This is a genomic window from Streptococcus mitis SK597 (assembly GCF_000148545.1).
GTDB lineage: Bacteria > Bacillota > Bacilli > Lactobacillales > Streptococcaceae > Streptococcus > Streptococcus mitis_C.
Genome location: NZ_AEDV01000026.1, coordinates 1 through 19,333 on the forward strand (window position 1 = coordinate 1; position 19,333 = coordinate 19,333).

At 41.0% G+C, this 19,333-nt stretch carries 18 protein-coding genes and 1 pseudogene; 16 read left to right on the forward strand and 3 right to left on the reverse strand.

What is annotated here, in order from left to right:
• The 6 genes and pseudogenes from SMSK597_RS0102210 to SMSK597_RS05855 form a co-directional block, all read left to right on the forward strand.
• Positions 1-4,611, forward strand: a 4,611-nt coding sequence (locus SMSK597_RS0102210; RefSeq protein ID WP_000300349.1) for a ZmpA/ZmpB/ZmpC family metallo-endopeptidase, incomplete at its 5' end; no start/stop codon positions are given.
• 60 nt (positions 4,612-4,671) lie between these two features.
• Positions 4,672-6,393 (forward strand): aminodeoxychorismate synthase component I, encoded by a 1,722-nt coding sequence (gene pabB / locus SMSK597_RS05840; protein ID WP_000554833.1) that lies wholly within the window; start codon positions 4,672-4,674, stop codon positions 6,391-6,393.
• A pseudogene (locus SMSK597_RS13765) lies at positions 6,394-6,492 on the forward strand (alpha/beta fold hydrolase); the annotation flags it as partial.
• Between the two features lie 58 nt (positions 6,493-6,550).
• Positions 6,551-7,243 (forward strand): excalibur calcium-binding domain-containing protein, encoded by a 693-nt coding sequence (locus tag SMSK597_RS05845; protein WP_004237645.1) that lies wholly within the window; start codon positions 6,551-6,553, stop codon positions 7,241-7,243.
• A 110-nt stretch (positions 7,244-7,353) separates the two neighbouring features.
• Entirely contained in the window at positions 7,354-8,313 is a 960-nt protein-coding gene (locus SMSK597_RS05850; RefSeq protein WP_000078563.1) for an ROK family glucokinase, read from the forward strand.
• 96 nt (positions 8,314-8,409) lie between these two features.
• Complete coding sequence (locus SMSK597_RS05855) at positions 8,410-9,249, forward strand: thymidylate synthase (RefSeq protein WP_000158630.1); 840 nt, start codon at positions 8,410-8,412, stop codon at positions 9,247-9,249.
• A 195-nt stretch (positions 9,250-9,444) separates the two neighbouring features.
• Here SMSK597_RS05855 and SMSK597_RS05860 read toward each other — a convergent pair whose 3' ends face one another.
• The gene (locus tag SMSK597_RS05860; protein ID WP_001051777.1) at positions 9,445-9,615 is read right to left on the reverse strand and encodes a DUF3042 family protein; all 171 of its coding nucleotides are present in this window, start codon (positions 9,613-9,615) and stop codon (positions 9,445-9,447) included.
• 120 nt (positions 9,616-9,735) lie between these two features.
• Here SMSK597_RS05860 and miaA point away from each other — a divergent pair, with 120 nt between their 5' ends.
• Genes miaA through SMSK597_RS05885 form a run of 5 tightly spaced genes read left to right on the forward strand, consistent with a single transcriptional unit; the run spans position 9,736 to position 14,187 of the window.
• Positions 9,736-10,620, forward strand: coding sequence for a tRNA (adenosine(37)-N6)-dimethylallyltransferase MiaA (miaA, locus tag SMSK597_RS05865; RefSeq protein ID WP_000850207.1), 885 nt, complete (start codon positions 9,736-9,738; stop codon positions 10,618-10,620).
• A complete protein-coding gene (gene hflX, locus SMSK597_RS05870) occupies positions 10,613-11,851 on the forward strand; it encodes a GTPase HflX (RefSeq protein ID WP_000573169.1) in 1,239 nt (412 codons plus the stop codon). Before miaA ends, hflX begins: the two co-directional genes overlap by 8 nt.
• Complete coding sequence (locus tag SMSK597_RS05875; protein ID WP_000129710.1) at positions 11,844-12,467, forward strand: hypothetical protein; 624 nt, start codon at positions 11,844-11,846, stop codon at positions 12,465-12,467. The genes hflX and SMSK597_RS05875 overlap by 8 nt, the downstream gene beginning before the upstream one ends.
• 14 nt (positions 12,468-12,481) lie before the next feature.
• Positions 12,482-13,411, forward strand: a complete 930-nt coding sequence (rnz, locus tag SMSK597_RS05880; RefSeq protein ID WP_000354334.1) for a ribonuclease Z — start codon at positions 12,482-12,484, stop codon at positions 13,409-13,411.
• A gap of 20 nt (positions 13,412-13,431) precedes the next feature.
• The gene (locus SMSK597_RS05885; protein WP_001142150.1) at positions 13,432-14,187 is read left to right on the forward strand and encodes an SDR family NAD(P)-dependent oxidoreductase; all 756 of its coding nucleotides are present in this window, start codon (positions 13,432-13,434) and stop codon (positions 14,185-14,187) included.
• 53 nt (positions 14,188-14,240) lie between these two features.
• On the opposite strand, the gene SMSK597_RS05890 is transcribed toward SMSK597_RS05885, so the two are convergent.
• Positions 14,241-15,149, reverse strand: coding sequence for a LysR family transcriptional regulator (locus tag SMSK597_RS05890; protein WP_001222592.1), 909 nt, complete (start codon positions 15,147-15,149; stop codon positions 14,241-14,243).
• Positions 15,150-15,211: 62 nt separating this feature from the next.
• Here SMSK597_RS05890 and SMSK597_RS05895 point away from each other — a divergent pair, with 62 nt between their 5' ends.
• The 3 genes from SMSK597_RS05895 to SMSK597_RS05905 all read left to right on the forward strand — a co-directional run bounded on the left by SMSK597_RS05895 (position 15,212) and on the right by SMSK597_RS05905 (position 16,177).
• Entirely contained in the window at positions 15,212-15,481 is a 270-nt protein-coding gene (locus tag SMSK597_RS05895) for a YqgQ family protein (RefSeq protein WP_000051784.1), read from the forward strand.
• Positions 15,481-15,861 carry a rhodanese-like domain-containing protein gene (locus SMSK597_RS05900; protein WP_000259259.1) on the forward strand — a complete coding sequence of 127 codons (381 nt, stop codon included), beginning with the start codon at positions 15,481-15,483 and terminating at the stop codon, positions 15,859-15,861. The genes SMSK597_RS05895 and SMSK597_RS05900 overlap by 1 nt, the downstream gene beginning before the upstream one ends.
• Before the next feature lie 88 nt (positions 15,862-15,949).
• Complete coding sequence (locus tag SMSK597_RS05905; protein ID WP_000660077.1) at positions 15,950-16,177, forward strand: hypothetical protein; 228 nt, start codon at positions 15,950-15,952, stop codon at positions 16,175-16,177.
• Positions 16,178-16,216: 39 nt separating this feature from the next.
• On the opposite strand, the gene SMSK597_RS05910 is transcribed toward SMSK597_RS05905, so the two are convergent.
• Positions 16,217-16,942 carry a pseudouridine synthase gene (locus SMSK597_RS05910; protein ID WP_001235029.1) on the reverse strand — a complete coding sequence of 242 codons (726 nt, stop codon included), beginning with the start codon at positions 16,940-16,942 and terminating at the stop codon, positions 16,217-16,219.
• Between the two features lie 161 nt (positions 16,943-17,103).
• On the opposite strand from SMSK597_RS05910, the gene typA reads away from it, so the two are divergent.
• On the forward strand, positions 17,104-18,945 hold the full coding sequence (gene typA / locus SMSK597_RS05915; RefSeq protein ID WP_000164111.1) for a translational GTPase TypA: 1,842 nt from the start codon (positions 17,104-17,106) through the stop codon (positions 18,943-18,945).
• A gap of 19 nt (positions 18,946-18,964) precedes the next feature.
• Complete coding sequence (locus SMSK597_RS05920; RefSeq protein WP_000262803.1) at positions 18,965-19,219, forward strand: DUF3165 family protein; 255 nt, start codon at positions 18,965-18,967, stop codon at positions 19,217-19,219.
• Positions 19,220-19,333 lie beyond the last annotated feature (114 nt).

Consider the following 19,333-nt stretch of genomic DNA (forward strand, 5'->3'; position numbering starts at 1 on the left):
CAAGAGGCAGGTAAGGAAGGTCAAGCACTTGTTCAAGATCAATTACCTGAGTATAAGGTGACTGAGGGAACCCTTGTTGAAGAATCAACTACAGAACTGGACTACAAAACTGAAACGACTGAGGATCCAACTAAGTATACAGACGAAGAAACTGTCCTAAGAAATGGTGAAAAAGGAAGTCAAGTTACAAAAACAACCTATAAAACGGTAGAAGGTGTCAAAACTGACCAAGTTCTTTCAACCGGTACGGAAGTGACCAAGGAGCCTGTAAATCAACAGGTAAGCCGTGGTACAAAACCAATTGAAGGAACTCTTGTAGAGGAAAGCCTTGAAAAGATTCCATTTAAAGAAACGATTGAAGAAGATGATCAACTGAAAAAAGGTTTAGAAGTTGTAGCTCAAGAAGGTAAAGAAGGTCAGAAAAAAATCACTAAGACCTTTAATACTATCAAAGGAGTTAAGACTGAGGATGCACCAAAAGTAACAGAAGAAGTCCTTGAGGCCCCTCAAGACCGAATTTTGAAACGTGGTACCAAGACCTTTGAAAAACCAGTATTGACCCTCACTGCAGTTGAATCTAAGGATTTGAAACGGATTTCAGATGTTAAATACAGTCTAGAAAATCCAAGCAAGGCGGCCATTAAATCTATCACCTTAACTCTGAAAAAAGGTGATGAGATTGTGAAAACATTGAATGTTTCACCTGACAACTTAACAGCTAGCCTGACAGATTTGCAATACTACAAAGATTATAAGATTGAAACTAAGATGGTTTATGATCGTGGTGAAGGCGATGAGGAAGTAGTTCTGAATGAAGAACCTCTAAGAATTGACCTCAAAAAAGTTGAAATCAAAAATATCAAGGAAACAAGCTTGATGAGTGTGGACGCTGACGGTAATGAAACAGATACTAGTTTGCTTACAGAAAAACCAGCTGATGTTGCTCCGCTTTATCTACGAGTTACAACTCACGATAACAAGGTTACACGACTTGCTGTTGACAAGATTGAAGAAGTAGAAAAAGATGGAAAAACTTTATATAAAGTTATTGCCAAAGCACCAGACTTAGTTCAACGTAATGCAGATAACACACTTAGCGAAGAGTATGTTCATTACTTTGAAAAACAAAAAGCACACGAAGGTGATGTATATTATAGCTTTGACGACCTTGTAAAAGCTATGCAAAAAGACCCGACTGGCACATTTAAGCTTGGTAGCAATATCAATGCTGCTAACGTTAAACCAGCAGGAAAATCTTATGTTACTAATGCTTTTAAAGGAACATTAACAAGCACTGACGGTAATAAATTTACCATTAGCAATATGAACAGACCTTTATTCGGTGATATTGTCGGTGGTACTGTTAAAGATTTACTACTTGAAAATGTAAATATCGACATGTCAGGGACTGATAGGATTGCACCGATAGCAAATGTTATCAAAAATAATGCGACTGTAGAAAACATTAAAGTAACAGGTAACGTTGTTGGTAATAATGATGTATCTGGTGTTATCAATAAAATTGATGGTAGTGGAAAATTAAGTAACGTTGCATTTATCGGTAAAGTACACGCTGCTGGAAATCGAGGTGGTTACTTAACAGGTATCGTCGGTGAGAACTGGAAAGGTATTGTAGAGAAAGCTTATGTTGATGCTGAAATCACAGGTAACAAAGCTAAGGCTGCCGGAATTGTATATTCATCTCAAAACGGTGGTAATAACAATACTTTAGGTAAAGAGGGTACTCTTCGAAACTCTGTAGCAAAAGGCTCGATTGAACTCAAAGAAGCAGTTATGTCTGGTGGATTGCTAGGGACTAACTGGGCACTAGGTGCTATAGAAGACAACATCACTATGATGAAAGTTAAGACTGGTGAAATGGTCTTTGGTCACTCTGATATTGATGCTGATGATTACTTTACATACTCTAGAACGAAGCGCAACTTCAGTGTTGAGGGTGTAAGTGAAGGTAAAACAACTTATAATAATTCTAAAAAAATTCCTAGCATAACTAAAGAAAAAGCTGATGAATTAATCGCTAAAATGGGAATCACTGCTGATAAATTCGAAAGCACACTTCCTGTTGAAGACAAACTGAACAATATTGTAAGTAAAGCTAATCAATACAAAAATATTGATGACTACGATGCTTCTCGTGAGCTTGCTTACCGTAACATCGAAAAACTTCAACCATTCTACAATAAAGAATGGATTGTAAATCAAGGAAATAAATTAGCTACTGATAGTCCATTAATGACTAAAGAAGTATTGTCTGTTACGGCGATGAAAGGCAATGACTTTGTCACAGACCTTACAGATGCTGACCATATTTTAGTTCACTACGCAGATAAGACAAAAGACATCTTTACAATTTCACCGAAAGAATCTAAAGTTAAACAAGTGAAAGAATACAGTGTCGCTGAGCTTGGTGAAGTTGTTTACACACCAAACATTGTTGTTAAAGATCGTGCTGACTTAATCAGTGCTATTGAAAGCAAATTAAGTCCAGTTGAATTGCAATCTGACCCGATTTACCAACACTTGGGTAGAACTGGTCCTAACAAAGTCAATGCAATTAAGGATTTGTACTTAGAAGAAAGCTTCAAGTATGTTAAAGATAATCTGACTCAATTCGTTACGAAGTTAGTGGAAAATGAAGATCACCAGCTTAACACAGATGAAGCTGCTAAACGTGCCTTGATTAAGAAAATTGATGACAATAAGGCTGCCGTTCTTCTTGGATTAACTTACCTAAATCGTTACTACGGTGTTAAATTCGATGACTTTAATATTAAAGAATTAATGCTATTCAAACCTGACTTCTACGGTAAGAATGTTGGTGTGTTAGACTTCTTGATTAAGGTCGGTTCTAAAGAAAGTAACATTAAAGGTGATAGAACTTTAGAGGCTTATCGCGAAACGATCGGTGGAGTTATCGGTATAGGCGAGTTAAACAGTTTCTTAGACTATAATATGCGTCTATTTACAAGTGATACAGACTTAAACGATTGGTTCATAAAAGCAACTAAAGATAATGTATATATCGTTGAACCAAAAACAACAACTCCTGAATTTGCTGATAAGAAGCACAGAGCATACGAAGGATTAAACAACGACATGCATGGTAAGATGATTCTACCACTTCTTAACTTGAAAGATGCTCACATGTTCTTAATCTCAACATATAACACTATGGCTTACAGTTCATTTGAAAAATACGGTAAGAATACTGCAGAAGAACGCGAAGCATTCAAAGCTGAAATCAATAAAGTCGCTAAAGGTCAACAAAATTACCTAGACTTCTGGTCTCGCTTATCATTAGATAAAGTTCGTAATCAACTGCTTAAGAGCAATAACATGGTTCCAACTCCTGTGTTAGATAACCAAAACTATAAAGGAATCAGCACAGATAAATACGGACATACGAATAGTGGTAAAGACGTAGCACCTATCCGTGAATTATACGGACCAACAGGTCGTTATCATGCAACTGACTGGCGTATGGGAGCTGTAGCTCGTATTTACGGTAACCCTTATAAGGATGATTCAGTCTTCTTCATGGTTACTGATATGATTAGTGACTTTGGTATCTCAGCCTTCACTCACGAAACGACTCACGTAAATGACCGTATGGTTTACTTAGGTGGTTCAAGACACCGTGAAGGTACTGACCTAGAAGCATTTGCACAAGGTATGTTACAATCACCTGCTGAAACAAGTCCAAACGGTGACTTCAAAGCACTTGGATTAAACATGGCCTACGAACGTCCAAATGACGGAAATCAATGGTATAACACAAATCCAAATGACCTTACATCTCGCGCTGAAATCGATCATTACATGAAAGGTTTCAACGATACTCTAATGCTTCTTGATTATCTTGAAGGAGAAGCCGTTCTTGATAAAGGCAGCAAAGAACTAAACAACGCTTGGTTCAAGAAAGTTGCTAAGAAACTACGTAACGCTAATACGAAGAACCAATACGATGAGGTTCGTGATTTGAATGCAGAAGAAAAAGAATATAACTTAACTTCTGTTAACGATTTAGTAGACAAGAACTTCATGACCAAACACGGTCCTGGTAATGGTACTTATGACCCAACTGGATTTGGCTCTGCCTATGTAACGGTGCCTATCACTGCTGGTATCTATGGTGGTAATACAAGTGAAGGAGCTCCAGGAGCAATGTCATTCAAACATAACACATTCCGTATGTGGGGTTACTTTGGATATGAAAAAGGCTTCCTAAATTATGCTTCTAACATGCTGAAAAATGAGTCTAAAAAAGCTGGCCATGCTACTCTAGGTGATGACTTTATCATTAAGAAAGTTTCTGAGGGTAAATTTAATACTCTAGAAGATTGGAAGAAATCATACTTCAAAGAAGTTGTTGGTAAAGCGAAAGCAGGATTTAACCCTGTTACAATCGACGGTACTACATACAGTAGTTATGATGACTTGAAGAATGCATTTGCTGCAGCTGTTGATAAAGATAAAGCTACTCTTAAAAATGGATCAGTTAAATTTGATAATACTGTTGCACTTAAAGAAAAAATCTTCAAGAAGCTTCTTCAACAAACAAACAGCTTTAAAACTTCAATCTTTAAATAATTGAAATCTCTCATCTGCTTTGCGGATGAGGGTTTTCTTATTTTGTGCTATACTTAAGGTATGCATAGAAAAACAGTGATTGATTTTAGGGCTTTGGGGGAGAGATACACCTTTACCAAGCCTATTAAAGAGTTAAAAACCAGAGATTTAGCAGAAGTGGCAGACTTGTTGTCACAAGTGGAAAGCTACCGAGAGCAGGGTTACTATGTGGTGGGCTATGTCAGCTACGAGGCTGCACCTGCTTTTGAGGAGAAATTAGCAGTTCATAAGGCACCTTTACTGGACGAGTATTTGCTTTACTTTACTGTTCACGATAGGGTGGAGACCTCCCCTATTCCTCTGACTTATGATGAGGTTGATTTGCCTTCAAATTGGCAGGAAGTAACGTCAGCAGTAGACTATGAAAAGGCTATTGCCCAGATTCACCATCATTTGCGGCAGGGAGATACCTATCAGGTCAACTACACCGTCCAACTAAAACAAGATTTAAGTGCCAATCCTTTTGCCATCTACAATCGTATGGTGGTAGAGCAGGAGGCGGGCTACAATGCCTATGTTGAACATGACGAGATGGCAGTGATTTCCATGAGTCCAGAGCTCTTTTTTGAGCAAAATGACCGCGAATTGACAACGCGACCAATGAAGGGAACGACTCAGCGTGGGGTAACTGACCAAGAAGATCTTGAACAGGCCAGTTGGTTGGAACAGGACCCTAAAAATCGCTCTGAGAATATGATGATTGTGGACCTCTTACGCAATGATATGAACCGTATTTCTGAGGTGGGGAGCGAGCACGTGGAGCGTTTGTGTCAAGTGGAGCAGTATTCCACTGTTTGGCAGATGACTTCGACTATAAAGAGTCAGTTACGAGAGGATGTGGACCTTGTAGAAATATTTCGTTCTCTCTTTCCTTGCGGTTCCATAACGGGAGCTCCAAAAATTGCGACTATGGAAATCATTAAGGACTTGGAGCCACAACCGCGCGGAGTCTACTGTGGAACGATTGGTCTCTTGCTTCCAAATGGGCGACGGATTTTCAATGTAGCCATTCGGACCATTCAACTGCATCAAGGGAAAGCCATCTATGGAGTAGGTGGCGGTATTACATGGGATAGCACTTGGGAATCTGAATACCAAGAGGTTCATCAAAAGGCGGCAGTTCTTTATCGTAAACAAGCTCGTTTCCAAATAATTACAACTGGAAAAATCAGTCAGAAGAGCTTGTTGTTTGAAGAACAACATTTGGAAAGACTGAGAAAAGCTAGTCGATATTTTGCTTATCCTTTTGACCCAGAAATTTTGAGACAAAAGATTGAAGCAGAGTGTCAGACTTGTGATGTTAATCAAGATTACCGCTTGCGAATTAGCCTTAGCAAGTCTGGAGAGATAGAAGTCAGTCTTCAAATATTGGAACCTTTCAGTCCGACATTCTGCAAAGCCAAACTTTGCCTTCAGGAAGCTAATTTGCAACATGCCTTTACCTACTTCAAAACAAGCCACAGACCTCACTTGATCCTAGGGAAACAAGAGAAAATTTATCACAATAAGTCAGGAGAACTGCTTGAAACCTCTATTGGAAATTTGGTTCTGAAAATCGCTGGGAAACTCTACACACCGCCTATCCGATTGGGAATCTTACCAGGAATTTATCGTCAGCATTTGTTAGAAACAGGACAGGTAGAAGAGAAAATCTTGACCTTGGCAGATTTAGCACAAGCTGAAGCTATTTACGGTAGTAATGCAGTGAGAGGCTTGTATGAGTTGAGCCTAGAGGAGAACTAGATGAAACTGGTATTTTTACACGGTTTAGGGCAGTCAGCGGAGTCTTGGAAAGAATTTCGGAATCATTTGAAGGATAAGCTCACAAATGTTCTTGAATTGCTGAAATAAGTTTGATAAAATAATGTTGAAATCGATAACATTGTTATAGGAGAAAGAAATGAACAAACGTCTATTTTTAAAAATGAGTCTGGCTATCTTGCCAGTTTTAGCTTTGTTTTCACAGCCTGTGTCAGCAGAAGAAAACATTCATTTTTCTAGCTGTAAGGAAGCTCGGGCAAATGGATACTCGGATATTCACGAGGGAGAACCGGGATATTCTGCCAAGTTAGACCGTGATCATGATGGTGTGGCTTGCGAATTGAAAAATGCCCCTAAGGGTGCTTTTAAATCAAAACAAGCGGCTACAACTCAAACTGATACAAGTTCAGCAACAACAAGTGGTTGGGTTAAGCAGGACGGTGCTTGGTATTACTTTGATGAAAATGGAAATTCAGTGAAAAATGCTTGGCAGGGAAGCTATTATCTGAAAGCAGACGGAAAAATGGCCCAGAGCGAATGGATTTATGATGATTCTTATCAAGCTTGGTATTACTTGAAATCAGATGGATCTTATGCTTACAGTACATGGCAAGGAGCTTACTACCTTAAATCAAACGGAAAAATGGCTAAAGGTGAATGGGTTTATGACTCTTCTTACCAAGCTTGGTATTACTTGAAATCAGATGGATCTTATGCTTATAGTGCATGGCAAGGCAATTACTATTTGAAATCAGATGGTAAAATGGCTAAAAATGAGCGAGTTGATGGAGGCCGTTACTATGTAGATGCTTCAGGTCTCTGGAAACCATAAATCAGATAAAATTTAGAAAGTTAATGCAAACCTTTGCATAAGTAACTGAATTTTGTTATACTATTACTGTAAGCATTTTCAGTTAATTCATAATGAAAAAGGAGAATATGATGAGTCAAAAGATTATTGGGATTGACCTTGGTGGGACTTCTATCAAATTTGCAATCTTAACAACAGCAGGAGAGATCCAAGAAAAATGGTCTATCAAGACTAACATTTTGGATGAGGGAAGTCATATCGTAGATGATATGATTGAGTCTATTCAACACCGTTTGGACTTGCTTGGATTGGTAGCAGCGGACTTCCAAGGTATTGGAATGGGATCACCGGGTGTGGTTGACCGTGAAAAAGGGACTGTTATTGGTGCCTACAACCTCAACTGGAAAACCCTTCAACCAATCAAAGAAAAGATTGAAAAAGCCTTGGGCATTCCATTCTTCATCGATAATGATGCCAACGTGGCAGCTCTTGGTGAGCGCTGGATGGGTGCTGGTGATAACCAACCAGATGTTGTCTTTATGACACTCGGTACTGGTGTTGGTGGTGGTATTGTCGCAGAAGGCAAATTGCTTCACGGTGTTGCTGGTGCAGCAGGTGAGCTTGGCCACATCACTGTTGACTTTGACCAACCAATCGCATGTACTTGCGGTAAGAAAGGTTGCCTTGAGACAGTTGCTTCAGCAACAGGGATTGTCAACTTGACTCGTCGCTATGCCGATGAGTACGAAGGCGATGCAGCCTTGAAACGCTTGATTGATAATGGAGAAGAAGTAACTGCTAAGACTGTCTTTGATTTGGCAAAAGAAGGAGACGACCTTGCCTTGATCGTTTACCGTAACTTCTCACGTTACTTGGGAATCGCTTGTGCTAACATTGGTTCAATCCTAAACCCATCAACAATCGTTATCGGTGGTGGTGTGTCAGCTGCAGGAGAATTCCTTCTACAAGGTGTTCAAAAAGTTTACGATGAAAATAGTTTCCCACAAGTACGCACATCCACTAAATTAGCTCTTGCAACTCTAGGAAATGACGCTGGAGTTATCGGAGCAGCATCACTTGTATTGCAATAAGATAATGAGAGAGGAAAAATGCTAACCTAGAGTTAGTAATGTTCCTCTTTTCTTTTTTATGCTATACTAGTTAGGAAATAAATGAGGTGAGAGTAAATGACAAAAGCAGATACGATTTTTAAAGAGAATATTGAACGCATTCTAAAGGAAGGTGTTTTCTCAGAGCAGGCTCGTCCTAAGTACAAGGATGGGACTGTTGCCAACTCCAAGTATGTAACGGGTGCATTTGCCGAGTATGATTTGGCTAAGGGCGAATTTCCCATCACAACCTTGCGTCCCATTGCAATTAAATCCGCCATCAAGGAAGTACTTTGGATTTACCAAGACCAGTCTAATAGCTTAGAAGTGCTTAATGACAAGTACAATGTTCACTACTGGAATGACTGGGAAGTGGGAGATACGGGAACTATTGGTGAGCGTTACGGGGCGGTCGTTAAGAAACACGACATCATCAATAAGCTTCTCAAGCAGTTGGAAGCCAACCCTTGGAACCGTCGCAATATCATTTCGCTCTGGGATTACCAAGCTTTCGAAGAAACAGATGGGCTGCTCCCATGTGCCTTTCAGACTATGTTTGATGTCCGCCGTGTAGATGGAGAAATCTATCTGGATGCGACCTTGACCCAGCGTTCGAACGACATGTTAGTTGCCCACCATATCAACGCTATGCAGTACGTGGCTCTTCAAATGATGATTGCCAAGCATTTTGGCTGGAAGGTTGGGAAGTTCTTCTACTTCATCAACAACCTCCATATCTATGATAATCAATTTGAACAAGCTCAGGAATTGCTTCGTCGTGAACCGTCAAACTGCCAACCTCGTTTGGTATTGAATGTGCCAGATAAGACCAATTTCTTTGATATTAAAGCAGAAGACTTTGAGTTGGTGGATTATGACCCTGTCAAACCACAGTTGAAGTTTGACCTAGCTATTTAATACTCTTCGAAAATCTCTTCAAACCACGTCAGCGTCGCTTCATCTACAACCTCAAAACCATGTTTTGAGCTGACTTCGTCAGCCTTATATATGACCTTAAAGCAGTGCTTTGAGCAACCTGCGGCTAGCTTCCTAGTTAGTATAAAAGAATAGAAAAAAGAAGTTGAGACAATGAATCCCAACTTCTTTTATTTCTTAACGTGATACGCGGCGGCGAGCTGCTTTTTTACGGTTTTCTTCGATGAAAGCTGCTTTTTGTTCTTCTGGTTCGATTACTTTCTTTTTAAATGCGTATACCGCGCCTGCAAGTGCAGCGACAGTTCCTGCGACACCTGTTACAAGACCTTTAGCGAATCCTTTAGCCATGAGTCTTCCTCCTTTATATTCTCAATCAGCCAGCCTCCTCAAGAGGTCACATTTTTCTGACTGACCTTTTTGTGTTATAATAATAGTAACGAAAAAATGGGAATTTTTCAAGGAAAAAAGATGAAAACAAAAATAATTGTGATTGTTGGACCGACTGCTGTTGGAAAAACAGCCCTTGCCATTGAAGTGGCCAAGCGTTTTAATGGCGAAGTGGTTAGTGGAGATAGCCAGCAAGTCTATCGAGGACTTGATATTGGGACGGCTAAGGCTAGTCCAGAAGAGCAGGCAACTGTTCCTCATCATTTAATCGATGTTAGAGAGGTAACCGAGTCTTACTCGGCTTTTGATTTTGTTTCAGAAGCTAAGATAGCTATTGAGGATATTCACAGCCGTGGCAAGCTAGCCATTATCGCCGGTGGGACTGGACTTTATATCCAGAGCTTGCTAGAAGGCTACCACCTGGGTGGGGAGACTCCCCATGAGGAGATTTTGGCCTATCGGGCTAGCTTGGAGCCTTATACAGATGAGGAATTAGCCTATCTTGTGGAGCAAGCAGGTCTTGAAATTCCTCAGTTTAATCGTCGTCGTGCTATGCGTGCCTTGGAAATTGCCCATTTTGGTCAGGATTTGGAAAATCAAGAGACCTTGTATGAGCCATTGATTATCTGCTTGGATGATGAACGCAGTCAATTATATGAACGTATCAATCACCGAGTGGACCTGATGTTTGAGGCTGGGCTTTTAGATGAGGCCAAGTGGCTCTTTGACCATTATCCAGATGTGCAGGCTGCTAAAGGGATTGGTTACAAGGAACTCTTTCCTTACTTCCGTGGAGAGCAGACCTTGGAGGAAGCCAGTGAGAGTCTCAAACAGGCTACCCGTCGTTTTGCCAAGCGTCAGTTGACCTGGTTCCGTAATCGCATGCAGACCACCTTTTATCAGATTGGAGAGTCTGGTGTAAAAGATCGCATTTTAAGCCAGATAGAGGAGTTTTTAGATGATTGAAACGGAGAAAAAAGAGGAGCGAGTCCTGCTGATTGGTGTGGAATTGCAGGGTATGGACAATTTTGACCTCTCCATGGAAGAATTGGCCAGTTTAGCGAAAACGGCAGGGGCAGTCGTTGTAGATAGCTACAGACAAAAACGTGAAAAGTATGACTCCAAGACATTTGTCGGCTCTGGTAAGTTGGAAGAAATTGCCCTCATGGTGGATGCAGAAGAAATCACCACTGTCATTGTCAACAACCGTCTGACCCCAAGGCAAAATGTCAATCTAGAGGAAGTTCTGGGTGTTAAGGTCATTGACCGTATGCAGTTGATTCTGGATATCTTTGCCATGCGGGCTCGAAGTCATGAAGGAAAGCTCCAAGTCCACCTAGCACAACTCAAGTACCTCTTGCCCCGCTTGGTTGGTCAGGGGATTATGCTCAGCCGTCAGGCGGGGGGAATTGGTTCCCGTGGACCTGGTGAAAGCCAGCTGGAGCTGAACCGTCGTAGCGTTCGCAATCAAATCACGGATATCGAGCGCCAGCTCAAGGTGGTTGAGAAAAATCGTGCAACTGTCAGAGAAAAACGTCTGGAGTCCAGCACTTTTAAGATTGGTTTGATTGGTTATACCAATGCTGGGAAATCAACCATCATGAACACCTTGACTAGTAAGACCCAGTATGAGGCGGACGAGCTGTTTGCGACTTTGGATGCGACGACTAAGAGTATTCATCTAGGAGGCAATCTCCAAGTAACTTTGACTGATACGGTTGGCTTTATCCAAGATTTACCAACAGAGTTGGTATCCAGTTTCAAGTCTACCTTAGAAGAAAGCAAGCATGTGGACCTTCTGGTTCATGTGATCGATGCCAGCAATCCTTACCACGAGGAGCATGAAAAAACGGTTCTGTCCATCATGAAAGACTTGGACATGGAGGATATTCCTCGCCTGACCCTCTATAATAAAGCGGATTTGGTGGAGGATTTCACGCCTACCCAAACGCCATACGCCCTCATTTCTGCCAAGTCTGAGGATAGTCGTGAGAACTTGCAGGCTTTGTTTTTAGAGAAAATCAAGGAGATTTTTGAAGTCTTTACCCTGCGCGTGCCTTTTTCTAAGTCTTACAAGATTCATGATTTAGAAAGTGTTGCAATTCTGGAAGAGCGCGACTATCAAGATGACGGAGAAGTCATTACAGGCTACATTTCCGAGAAAAATAAATGGAGGTTAGAGGAATTTTATGACTGATATTAAAACGTTGGCTCTAAAATATGGGGGCTATACAAGTCTGGATAAGGTATATCTGGATCAGCTTCTAGCTGGCAAGACAGAGCAGGAGCAGTTGGCTCTCATCACACCTCCGCCTAGCGTGGTCAATGCTTACTTTGCAGAACTTTACCAAAAAAAGAGTCCTCAAGCTGCAACCGATTATTTTGCGGAACTCAGTCAGGAACTGAATCTTTACAATACTGAGCCAAGTTTCACCTTAGAAAACAAGCCCTTTATTCGCCTAAACCTGTCTGGTAAATCCTTTGGTTTTTGTTATGAAAGTGAGGGACTGGGTCGGATTTTCTCTGAAAATGAAGAGGTAATCTCAGATGACTTGTTCTTTGAAATTGCGCAAATTTTCCCCCATCAACTAGTCTTTGAAGAATCTGGCAAGATTTACATGAAGGCTGTTGGAGATGAGGAAGTTGTTAGCATGGAGAGTCTAACAGCTTTGACTGATTTGGAAAGCTTGGCTGATGGTCGCAAGCGTCTTAAAGGTTACAGCCAAGAGGATTTACTGCAAGAAGCTGCTGCTTTTTCTGGCAAGCGCTATTTCCGATCGGAAAACCGCACAGCCATGTTATATATTGATTAATTAGAAAGTATCGAATGGATATTCAATTTTTAGGAACGGGGGCAGGTCAGCCCTCTAAAGCCCGCAACGTTTCAAGTCTCGCCCTGAAACTCTTGGACGAGATTAACGAAGTTTGGCTCTTTGACTGTGGAGAAGGTACGCAAAATCGCATTCTGGAAACCACAATTCGACCACGTAAGGTCAGCAAAATCTTTATCACCCACCTGCATGGAGACCATATCTTTGGCTTGCCAGGTTTCCTTTCTAGTCGTGCCTTTCAGGCCAATGAAGAGCAGACAGATTTGGAAATCTATGGCCCGCAAGGAATCAAGTCCTTTGTCTTAACCAGTCTTCGTGTGTCAGGTTCTCGTCTGCCTTACCGTATTCATTTTCATGAGTTTGACCAAGATTCTCTAGGTAAAATCCTTGAAACCGATAAATTCACTGTGTATGCAGAGGAGCTGGATCATACTATTTTCTGCGTTGGCTATCGTGTCATTCAAAAGGACTTGGAAGGAACGCTGGATGCTGAAAAACTCAAGTCTGCTGGTGTCCCATTTGGCCCACTTTTTGGAAAAATTAAAAACGGTCAGGACGTTGTTCTCGAAGATGGTACTGAAATAAAGGCAGTAGACTATATCTCAGCGCCACGTCCAGGTAAAATTATCACTATTCTTGGTGATACTCGTAAAACTAGTGCCAGTGTTCGTCTGGCTGTCAATGCTGATGTCCTGGTTCATGAATCGACTTATGGCAAGGGCGATGAAATAATTGCTCGTAACCATGGCCACTCAACTAATATGCAAGCTGCACAAGTAGCAGTAGAAGCAGGTGCTAAACGCCTCTTGCTCAATCATATCAGTGCTCGCTTCCTCTCAAAAGATATCAGCAAACTCAAAAAAGACGCTGCTAGTGTCTTTGAAAATGTCCATGTGGTCAAAGACTTGGAAGAAGTGGAAATCTAAAAGATTGAGAAAGGAACAGTATGCCTACTATTCTCATTACTGGAGCTAGCGGTGGCCTAGCCCAAGAAATGGTCAAACTCCTGCCAAATGACCAACTCATCTTGCTTGGTAGAAATAAGGAAAAAATGTCGGAGCTATATGGAAATCATCTACAAGCAGAATTGATTGAAATTGATATTACCGATGACTTAGCCTTAGAATCTCTGGTAACTGACCTCTATCTCCGCTATGGCAAGATTGATGTCTTGATAAACAACGCTGGTTACGGGATTTTTGAGGAATTTGACCAGATTTCTGACCAAGATATTCACCAGATGTTTGAGGTCAATACCTTTGCCCTGATGAATCTATCTCGTCGCCTTGCTGCTCGTATGAAGGAAAGCCGAAAAGGCCATATCATCAATATCGTCAGTATGGCAGGTTTAATCGCTACTGGCAAGTCCAGTCTTTACTCAGCGACCAAGTTTGCGGCCATTGGGTTTTCAAATGCTCTGCGTCTCGAACTCATGTCCTACGGTGTTTATGTAACGACGGTCAATCCAGGACCAATCCGTACAGGATTTTTCGACCAGGCCGACCCAGATGGAACCTATCTCAAGTCGGTTGACCGTTTCCTGCTAGAACCAGATGCAGTGGCTAAAAAGATTGTCAAGATTATAGGAAAAAACAAACGTGAACTTAATCTCCCAGTTTTGTTGAACTTGGCTCATAAGTTTTATACCCTCTTTCCTAAGCTAGCTGATAAGTTGGCAGGGGAGACTTTTAATTATAAATAAAAAGAACCAATATGCAGGTTGTTGCTAGCCTACATATTGGTTCTTATTATTTCTCAACTATCAAACTGGACTTCTTCTAGGAGATAGTCGATAAAGCGTTCGCCCATCTTAGATAGGCTGGTTTTTTCATGCTGGATATAGACCAGCTCAATTGGATCATCAATATCCAGTGGGATAGAAACGATATTGTCTCCGTTGAGGTTGCTGTTCAAAATCCCTGTTGCGATCGTGTATCCGTCCAGACCAATCAAGAGATTAAAGAGGGTAGCACGGTCACTAACCACGATGGATTTCTTGTGGTGTTCTTGGGAAAGAATCTCTTCTGAAAAGTAGAAGGAGTTGTGGGTTCCTTGGTCATAGCTGAGGTAAGGGAAATTCTCCAAATCAGACAGTTTCACCTTGTCTTTCTTTGCCAGAGGATTGGTCTTGCTGACAAAGATATGGGGCTGGGCTGTGAAGAGATGGTGAGCCAGCAGATGGTTGTCATCTAGCATTTTTGTTAATACATCACGGTTGTAGCTGTTTAAGAAGAGGACACCGACCTCACTACGGAAGTTCTTGACGTCATCGATAATTTCCCAAGTCCGTGTTTCACGAAGGAAGAGCTCGTATTTTTCCATGTCGCTTTTCTTGAGCAGAGATACGAAAGCATTGACCACAAAGGCATAGTGCTGAGAGGAAACGCTAAAGAGTTCGCGGTGGGCGACAGGATTTTTATAGCGTTCTTCTAGAAGCTGAGTTTGCTCGACAACCTGACGGGCATAAGAGAGAAACTCCATCCCATCACGGGTCAAGGTGATACCCTTGGGATTGCGGATAAAGATCTCGATGCCCATTTCATTTTCCAAATCTCTCACAGCATTGGAAAGACTAGGCTGCGTGATAAAGAGCTGTTTGGCTGCCTCATTCATGGAGCCAGTTTCGACGATTTTGATAATATAATGTAATTGTTGAATTCTCATGTTTTTATTGTACCACACTTGCGACAGAATCGCCAAAGAAGATAGGAAAATCAGGGTATTGTATGAGTCTCTTCTTGAAAAAAACACAAAATTTTGCTAGAATGAGTTTTATGAAAACATTCTATGATGTGCAGCAATTCCTCAAACGATTTGGTATTATTGTTTATATGGGAAAACGCTTATATGATATTGAACTGATGAAGTTGGAACTATCTCGGATTTACGATGCAGGGTTGATGGATAAATTGGACTATTTAGAGGCAGAAGCAGTTCTTCGCAGAGAGCACAAGGTAGAATTGGATTATATTGAGAAAAATGGAGAAAAGAACTAATGGTTACTTGGATTTTGTGGGCACTTATACTAGCAATGTTGGCATGGATGGGCTTTAATTATCTTCGTATTCGCCGTGCGGCTAAAATTGTAGACAACGAGGAGTTTGAAGCCTTGATTCGTACGGGTCAATTGATTGATTTGCGTGACCCAGCAGAATTTCACAGAAAACATATCCTTGGGGCCCGCAATATTCCTTCAAGTCAGTTGAAGACTAGTCTTGTAGCCCTTCGTAAAGATAAACCTGTCCTTCTTTACGAAAACCAACGTGCGCAACGAGTTACAAATGCAGCCCTTTACTTGAAAAAACAAGGTTTTTCTGAGATTTATATCCTTTCTTATGGCTTGGATTCTTGGAAAGGGAAAGTGAAGACTAGCTAACCTTATTTCCAAATTAGTCGAATGATAGGATGAAGCTATTGTTTTATGGTATAATTAATTTGTATAAAATTTAAGGAGTTCTTAGAACATGAAAGAAAAGAAGAAAAATCCACTTTTTGTGGGTATTTTGTCGATTATTCTTGGTTTGTTATTTCCAATTGTAGGCCTGATTTTGGGGATCATAGGATTGGTCTTGGCTTTTTCATACCAAAAAGAATCTAGACTAGACTATAAAACAGAAAAAATTCTCAACATCGTAGGACTTGTGGTTTCTGTACTTAACTGGATTGTAGCCGTCGCAGTATTTTTTAGATAAGCAATAAACAAAAAGCTTTAAACATAAAGCTTTTTTCTTTTATCCACTTTTCTCTAAGTGATTTTTAATGATTTCCAGTTCCTCTGGATTCAAAGGACGGTAATGGCCTTCTGTTAGTTCTGTGTCTAATGTAAAATCACCGAATTGAACTCGTTTGAGGGAGGTCACCTTGACACCAATCGAGAGAAACATTTTCTTGACCTGATGAAATTTCCCTTCTGAAATGGTGATGGAGGCTCGACTGAGGGAAGGACTTGCAGATAGAATCTCTAGTCTTGCGGGTTTACAGACAGTACCATCTAAAAAGACAATTCCTTTTTGAAAGGCTTGGATATGGTCAGGTGTTAGAAGTCCATTAACTTCAACTTGATAAGTTTTATCAACATGATATTGGGGATGGAGGAGCTGAAAGCCCAAGGGACCGTTGTCAGTCAAGAGAAGGAGGCCAGTCGTATCTCGGTCCAGTCGGCCGACGGCATAGAGCTTATCAGACTGGATGTCAAGCGGAAGGAGGTCCATGACGGTTGGAAGTTTCTTGTCTTTGTTGGCTGTAACGACACCAGCAGGCTTATGAAGCATAAGATAGGTGTGCTCATAACCTTGAATGATTCGGTCCTGAAAAAGGAGTTCTTGTAGTCCTGTATCGATATTTTGAGCTAGGGAGCGGGCTGGGCAACCATCGACGAGAATTTCCCCTTTGAGGAGTGCTTGCTTCATGGCCTTTCGGCTAACTTTTTCTTGGGCTAATAAATTATCTAAACGCATACTGTGCCTATCTTATCATAAGTCGCTTGCTTTGAAAAGGCTTGACGTGAAAAGAAAAGCAGAGTGAAAACATTTACACTTGCTTGAGTTATGTTATTTACCTGAAATTATGGTATAATCGTTCAGTTAGAAAATAAATTTTGAATATTATAGAGGAAATCATGACAAAATTAAGAGAAGATATCCGTAACATTGCGATTATCGCCCACGTTGACCACGGTAAAACAACCCTCGTTGACGAATTATTGAAACAATCAGAAACGCTTGATGCACGTACTGAATTGGCTGAGCGTGCTATGGACTCAAACGATATCGAAAAAGAGCGTGGAATTACTATCCTTGCTAAAAATACAGCCGTTGCCTATAACGGAACTCGTATCAATATCATGGACACACCAGGACACGCGGACTTCGGTGGAGAAGTTGAGCGTATCATGAAAATGGTTGACGGTGTTGTTTTGGTCGTAGATGCCTACGAAGGAACAATGCCACAAACTCGTTTCGTATTGAAAAAAGCCTTGGAACAAGACCTTGTCCCAATCGTGGTTGTTAACAAAATCGATAAACCATCAGCTCGTCCAGCAGAAGTAGTGGATGAAGTCTTGGAACTTTTCATCGAGCTTGGTGCAGATGATGACCAGCTTGACTTCCCAGTGGTGTATGCTTCAGCGATCAACGGAACTTCTTCATTGTCAGATGACCCAGCTGACCAAGAAGCGACTATGGCGCCAATCTTTGACACGATTATCGACCATATCCCAGCTCCAGTAGATAACTCAGATGAGCCTCTGCAGTTCCAAGTATCACTTTTGGACTACAATGACTTCGTTGGCCGTATCGGTATTGGTCGTGTCTTCCGTGGTACTGTTAAGGTTGGGGACCAAGTTACCCTTTCTAAACTTGATGGCACAACTAAAAACTTCCGTGTTACAAAACTCTTCGGTTTCTTTGGTTTGGAACGTCGTGAAATCCAAGAAGCAAAAGCAGGTGACTTGATTGCCGTTTCAGGTATGGAAGATATCTTTGTCGGTGAAACCATCACTCCGACAGACGCAGTTGAAGCTCTTCCAATCCTACACATCGATGAGCCAACTCTTCAAATGACTTTCTTGGTCAACAACTCACCATTTGCTGGTAAAGAAGGTAAATGGGTGACTTCTCGTAAGGTAGAAGAACGCTTGCAGGCAGAATTGCAAACAGACGTTTCCCTTCGTGTTGACCCAACTGATTCACCAGATAAATGGACTGTTTCAGGTCGTGGAGAATTGCACTTGTCAATCCTTATCGAAACAATGCGTCGTGAGGGCTATGAACTTCAAGTATCTCGTCCAGAGGTTATCGTAAAAGAAATCGACGGTGTTAAATGTGAACCATTCGAACGTGTTCAAATCGACACTCCAGAAGAATACCAAGGGTCTGTTATCCAAAGCCTTTCTGAACGTAAGGGTGAAATGTTGGATATGATTTCAACTGGTAATGGTCAAACTCGTTTGGTCTTCCTTGTTCCAGCGCGTGGTTTGATTGGATACTCAACTGAGTTCTTATCAATGACTCGTGGTTATGGTATCATGAACCATACATTCGACCAATACTTGCCATTGATTCCAGGGGAAATTGGTGGTCGTCACCGTGGTGCCCTTGTTTCTATCGATGCTGGTAAGGCTACAACTTACTCAATCATGTCTATCGAAGAACGTGGTACGATCTTTGTCAACCCAGGTACTGAAGTTTACGAAGGAATGATCATCGGTGAAAACTCTCGTGAGAACGACTTGACAGTTAACATCACTAAGGCTAAACAAATGACCAACGTTCGTTCAGCTACTAAGGACCAAACAGCTGTTATCAAGACACCTCGTATCTTGACACTTGAAGAGTCTCTTGAGTTCTTGAACGACGACGAGTACATGGAAGTAACGCCTGAGTCTATCCGTTTGCGTAAACAAATCCTTAATAAGGCAGAGCGTGAGAAAGCTAACAAGAAGAAAAAATCAGCTGAATAAGAGCTAGAAAGAGAGAAAGATGGTCTATTTAGTCCTAGGGATTTTACTGCTCCTACTCTATGTATTTGCGACACCAGAAAGCATTAAAGGGACAGTCAATATCGTCGCTATGGTATGTATTTTAGTGGCACTTTTGGTTTTGTTGGCTCTATCTTTTCTGAAAATTTTTCAATTACCAACAGAAATATTCCTAGCAATAGCCATGTTAATCCTAGCTTACTTTAGTGTGAGAGACATCACACTCATGCCAGTCAAAAAAAGTAAAAGAAGATAAAAAAGAGAGTTTTGGCTCTCTTTTTTTGGTAGGAATTTTACAATAGTTTGAATTGTTTTTTTACTATAACATCATCTCTTTTGCTTGGATAATATAGTAAAATGAACCAAAAAC

Bases quoted from the DNA above. Each gene is read 5' to 3' on its own strand.
- SMSK597_RS05910 (WP_001235029.1), bottom strand. From the start codon at position 16,942: ATGCGTTTAGATAATTTATTAGCCCAAGAAAAAGTTAGCCGAAAGGCC.
- SMSK597_RS05920 (WP_000262803.1), top strand. From the start codon at position 18,965: ATGGTCTATTTAGTCCTAGGGATTTTACTGCTCCTACTCTATGTATTT.
- SMSK597_RS05850 (WP_000078563.1), top strand. From the start codon at position 7,354: ATGAGTCAAAAGATTATTGGGATTGACCTTGGTGGGACTTCTATCAAA.
- miaA (WP_000850207.1), top strand. From the start codon at position 9,736: ATGAAAACAAAAATAATTGTGATTGTTGGACCGACTGCTGTTGGAAAA.
- rnz (WP_000354334.1), top strand. From the start codon at position 12,482: ATGGATATTCAATTTTTAGGAACGGGGGCAGGTCAGCCCTCTAAAGCC.
- SMSK597_RS05900 (WP_000259259.1), top strand. From the start codon at position 15,481: ATGGTTACTTGGATTTTGTGGGCACTTATACTAGCAATGTTGGCATGG.
- SMSK597_RS05875 (WP_000129710.1), top strand. From the start codon at position 11,844: ATGACTGATATTAAAACGTTGGCTCTAAAATATGGGGGCTATACAAGT.
- pabB (WP_000554833.1), top strand. From the start codon at position 4,672: ATGCATAGAAAAACAGTGATTGATTTTAGGGCTTTGGGGGAGAGATAC.
- SMSK597_RS05885 (WP_001142150.1), top strand. From the start codon at position 13,432: ATGCCTACTATTCTCATTACTGGAGCTAGCGGTGGCCTAGCCCAAGAA.
- SMSK597_RS05905 (WP_000660077.1), top strand. From the start codon at position 15,950: ATGAAAGAAAAGAAGAAAAATCCACTTTTTGTGGGTATTTTGTCGATT.
- hflX (WP_000573169.1), top strand. From the start codon at position 10,613: ATGATTGAAACGGAGAAAAAAGAGGAGCGAGTCCTGCTGATTGGTGTG.
- SMSK597_RS05855 (WP_000158630.1), top strand. From the start codon at position 8,410: ATGACAAAAGCAGATACGATTTTTAAAGAGAATATTGAACGCATTCTA.
- SMSK597_RS05895 (WP_000051784.1), top strand. From the start codon at position 15,212: ATGAGTCTCTTCTTGAAAAAAACACAAAATTTTGCTAGAATGAGTTTT.
- SMSK597_RS05860 (WP_001051777.1), bottom strand. From the start codon at position 9,615: ATGGCTAAAGGATTCGCTAAAGGTCTTGTAACAGGTGTCGCAGGAACT.
- typA (WP_000164111.1), top strand. From the start codon at position 17,104: ATGACAAAATTAAGAGAAGATATCCGTAACATTGCGATTATCGCCCAC.
- SMSK597_RS05890 (WP_001222592.1), bottom strand. From the start codon at position 15,149: ATGAGAATTCAACAATTACATTATATTATCAAAATCGTCGAAACTGGC.
- SMSK597_RS05845 (WP_004237645.1), top strand. From the start codon at position 6,551: ATGAACAAACGTCTATTTTTAAAAATGAGTCTGGCTATCTTGCCAGTT.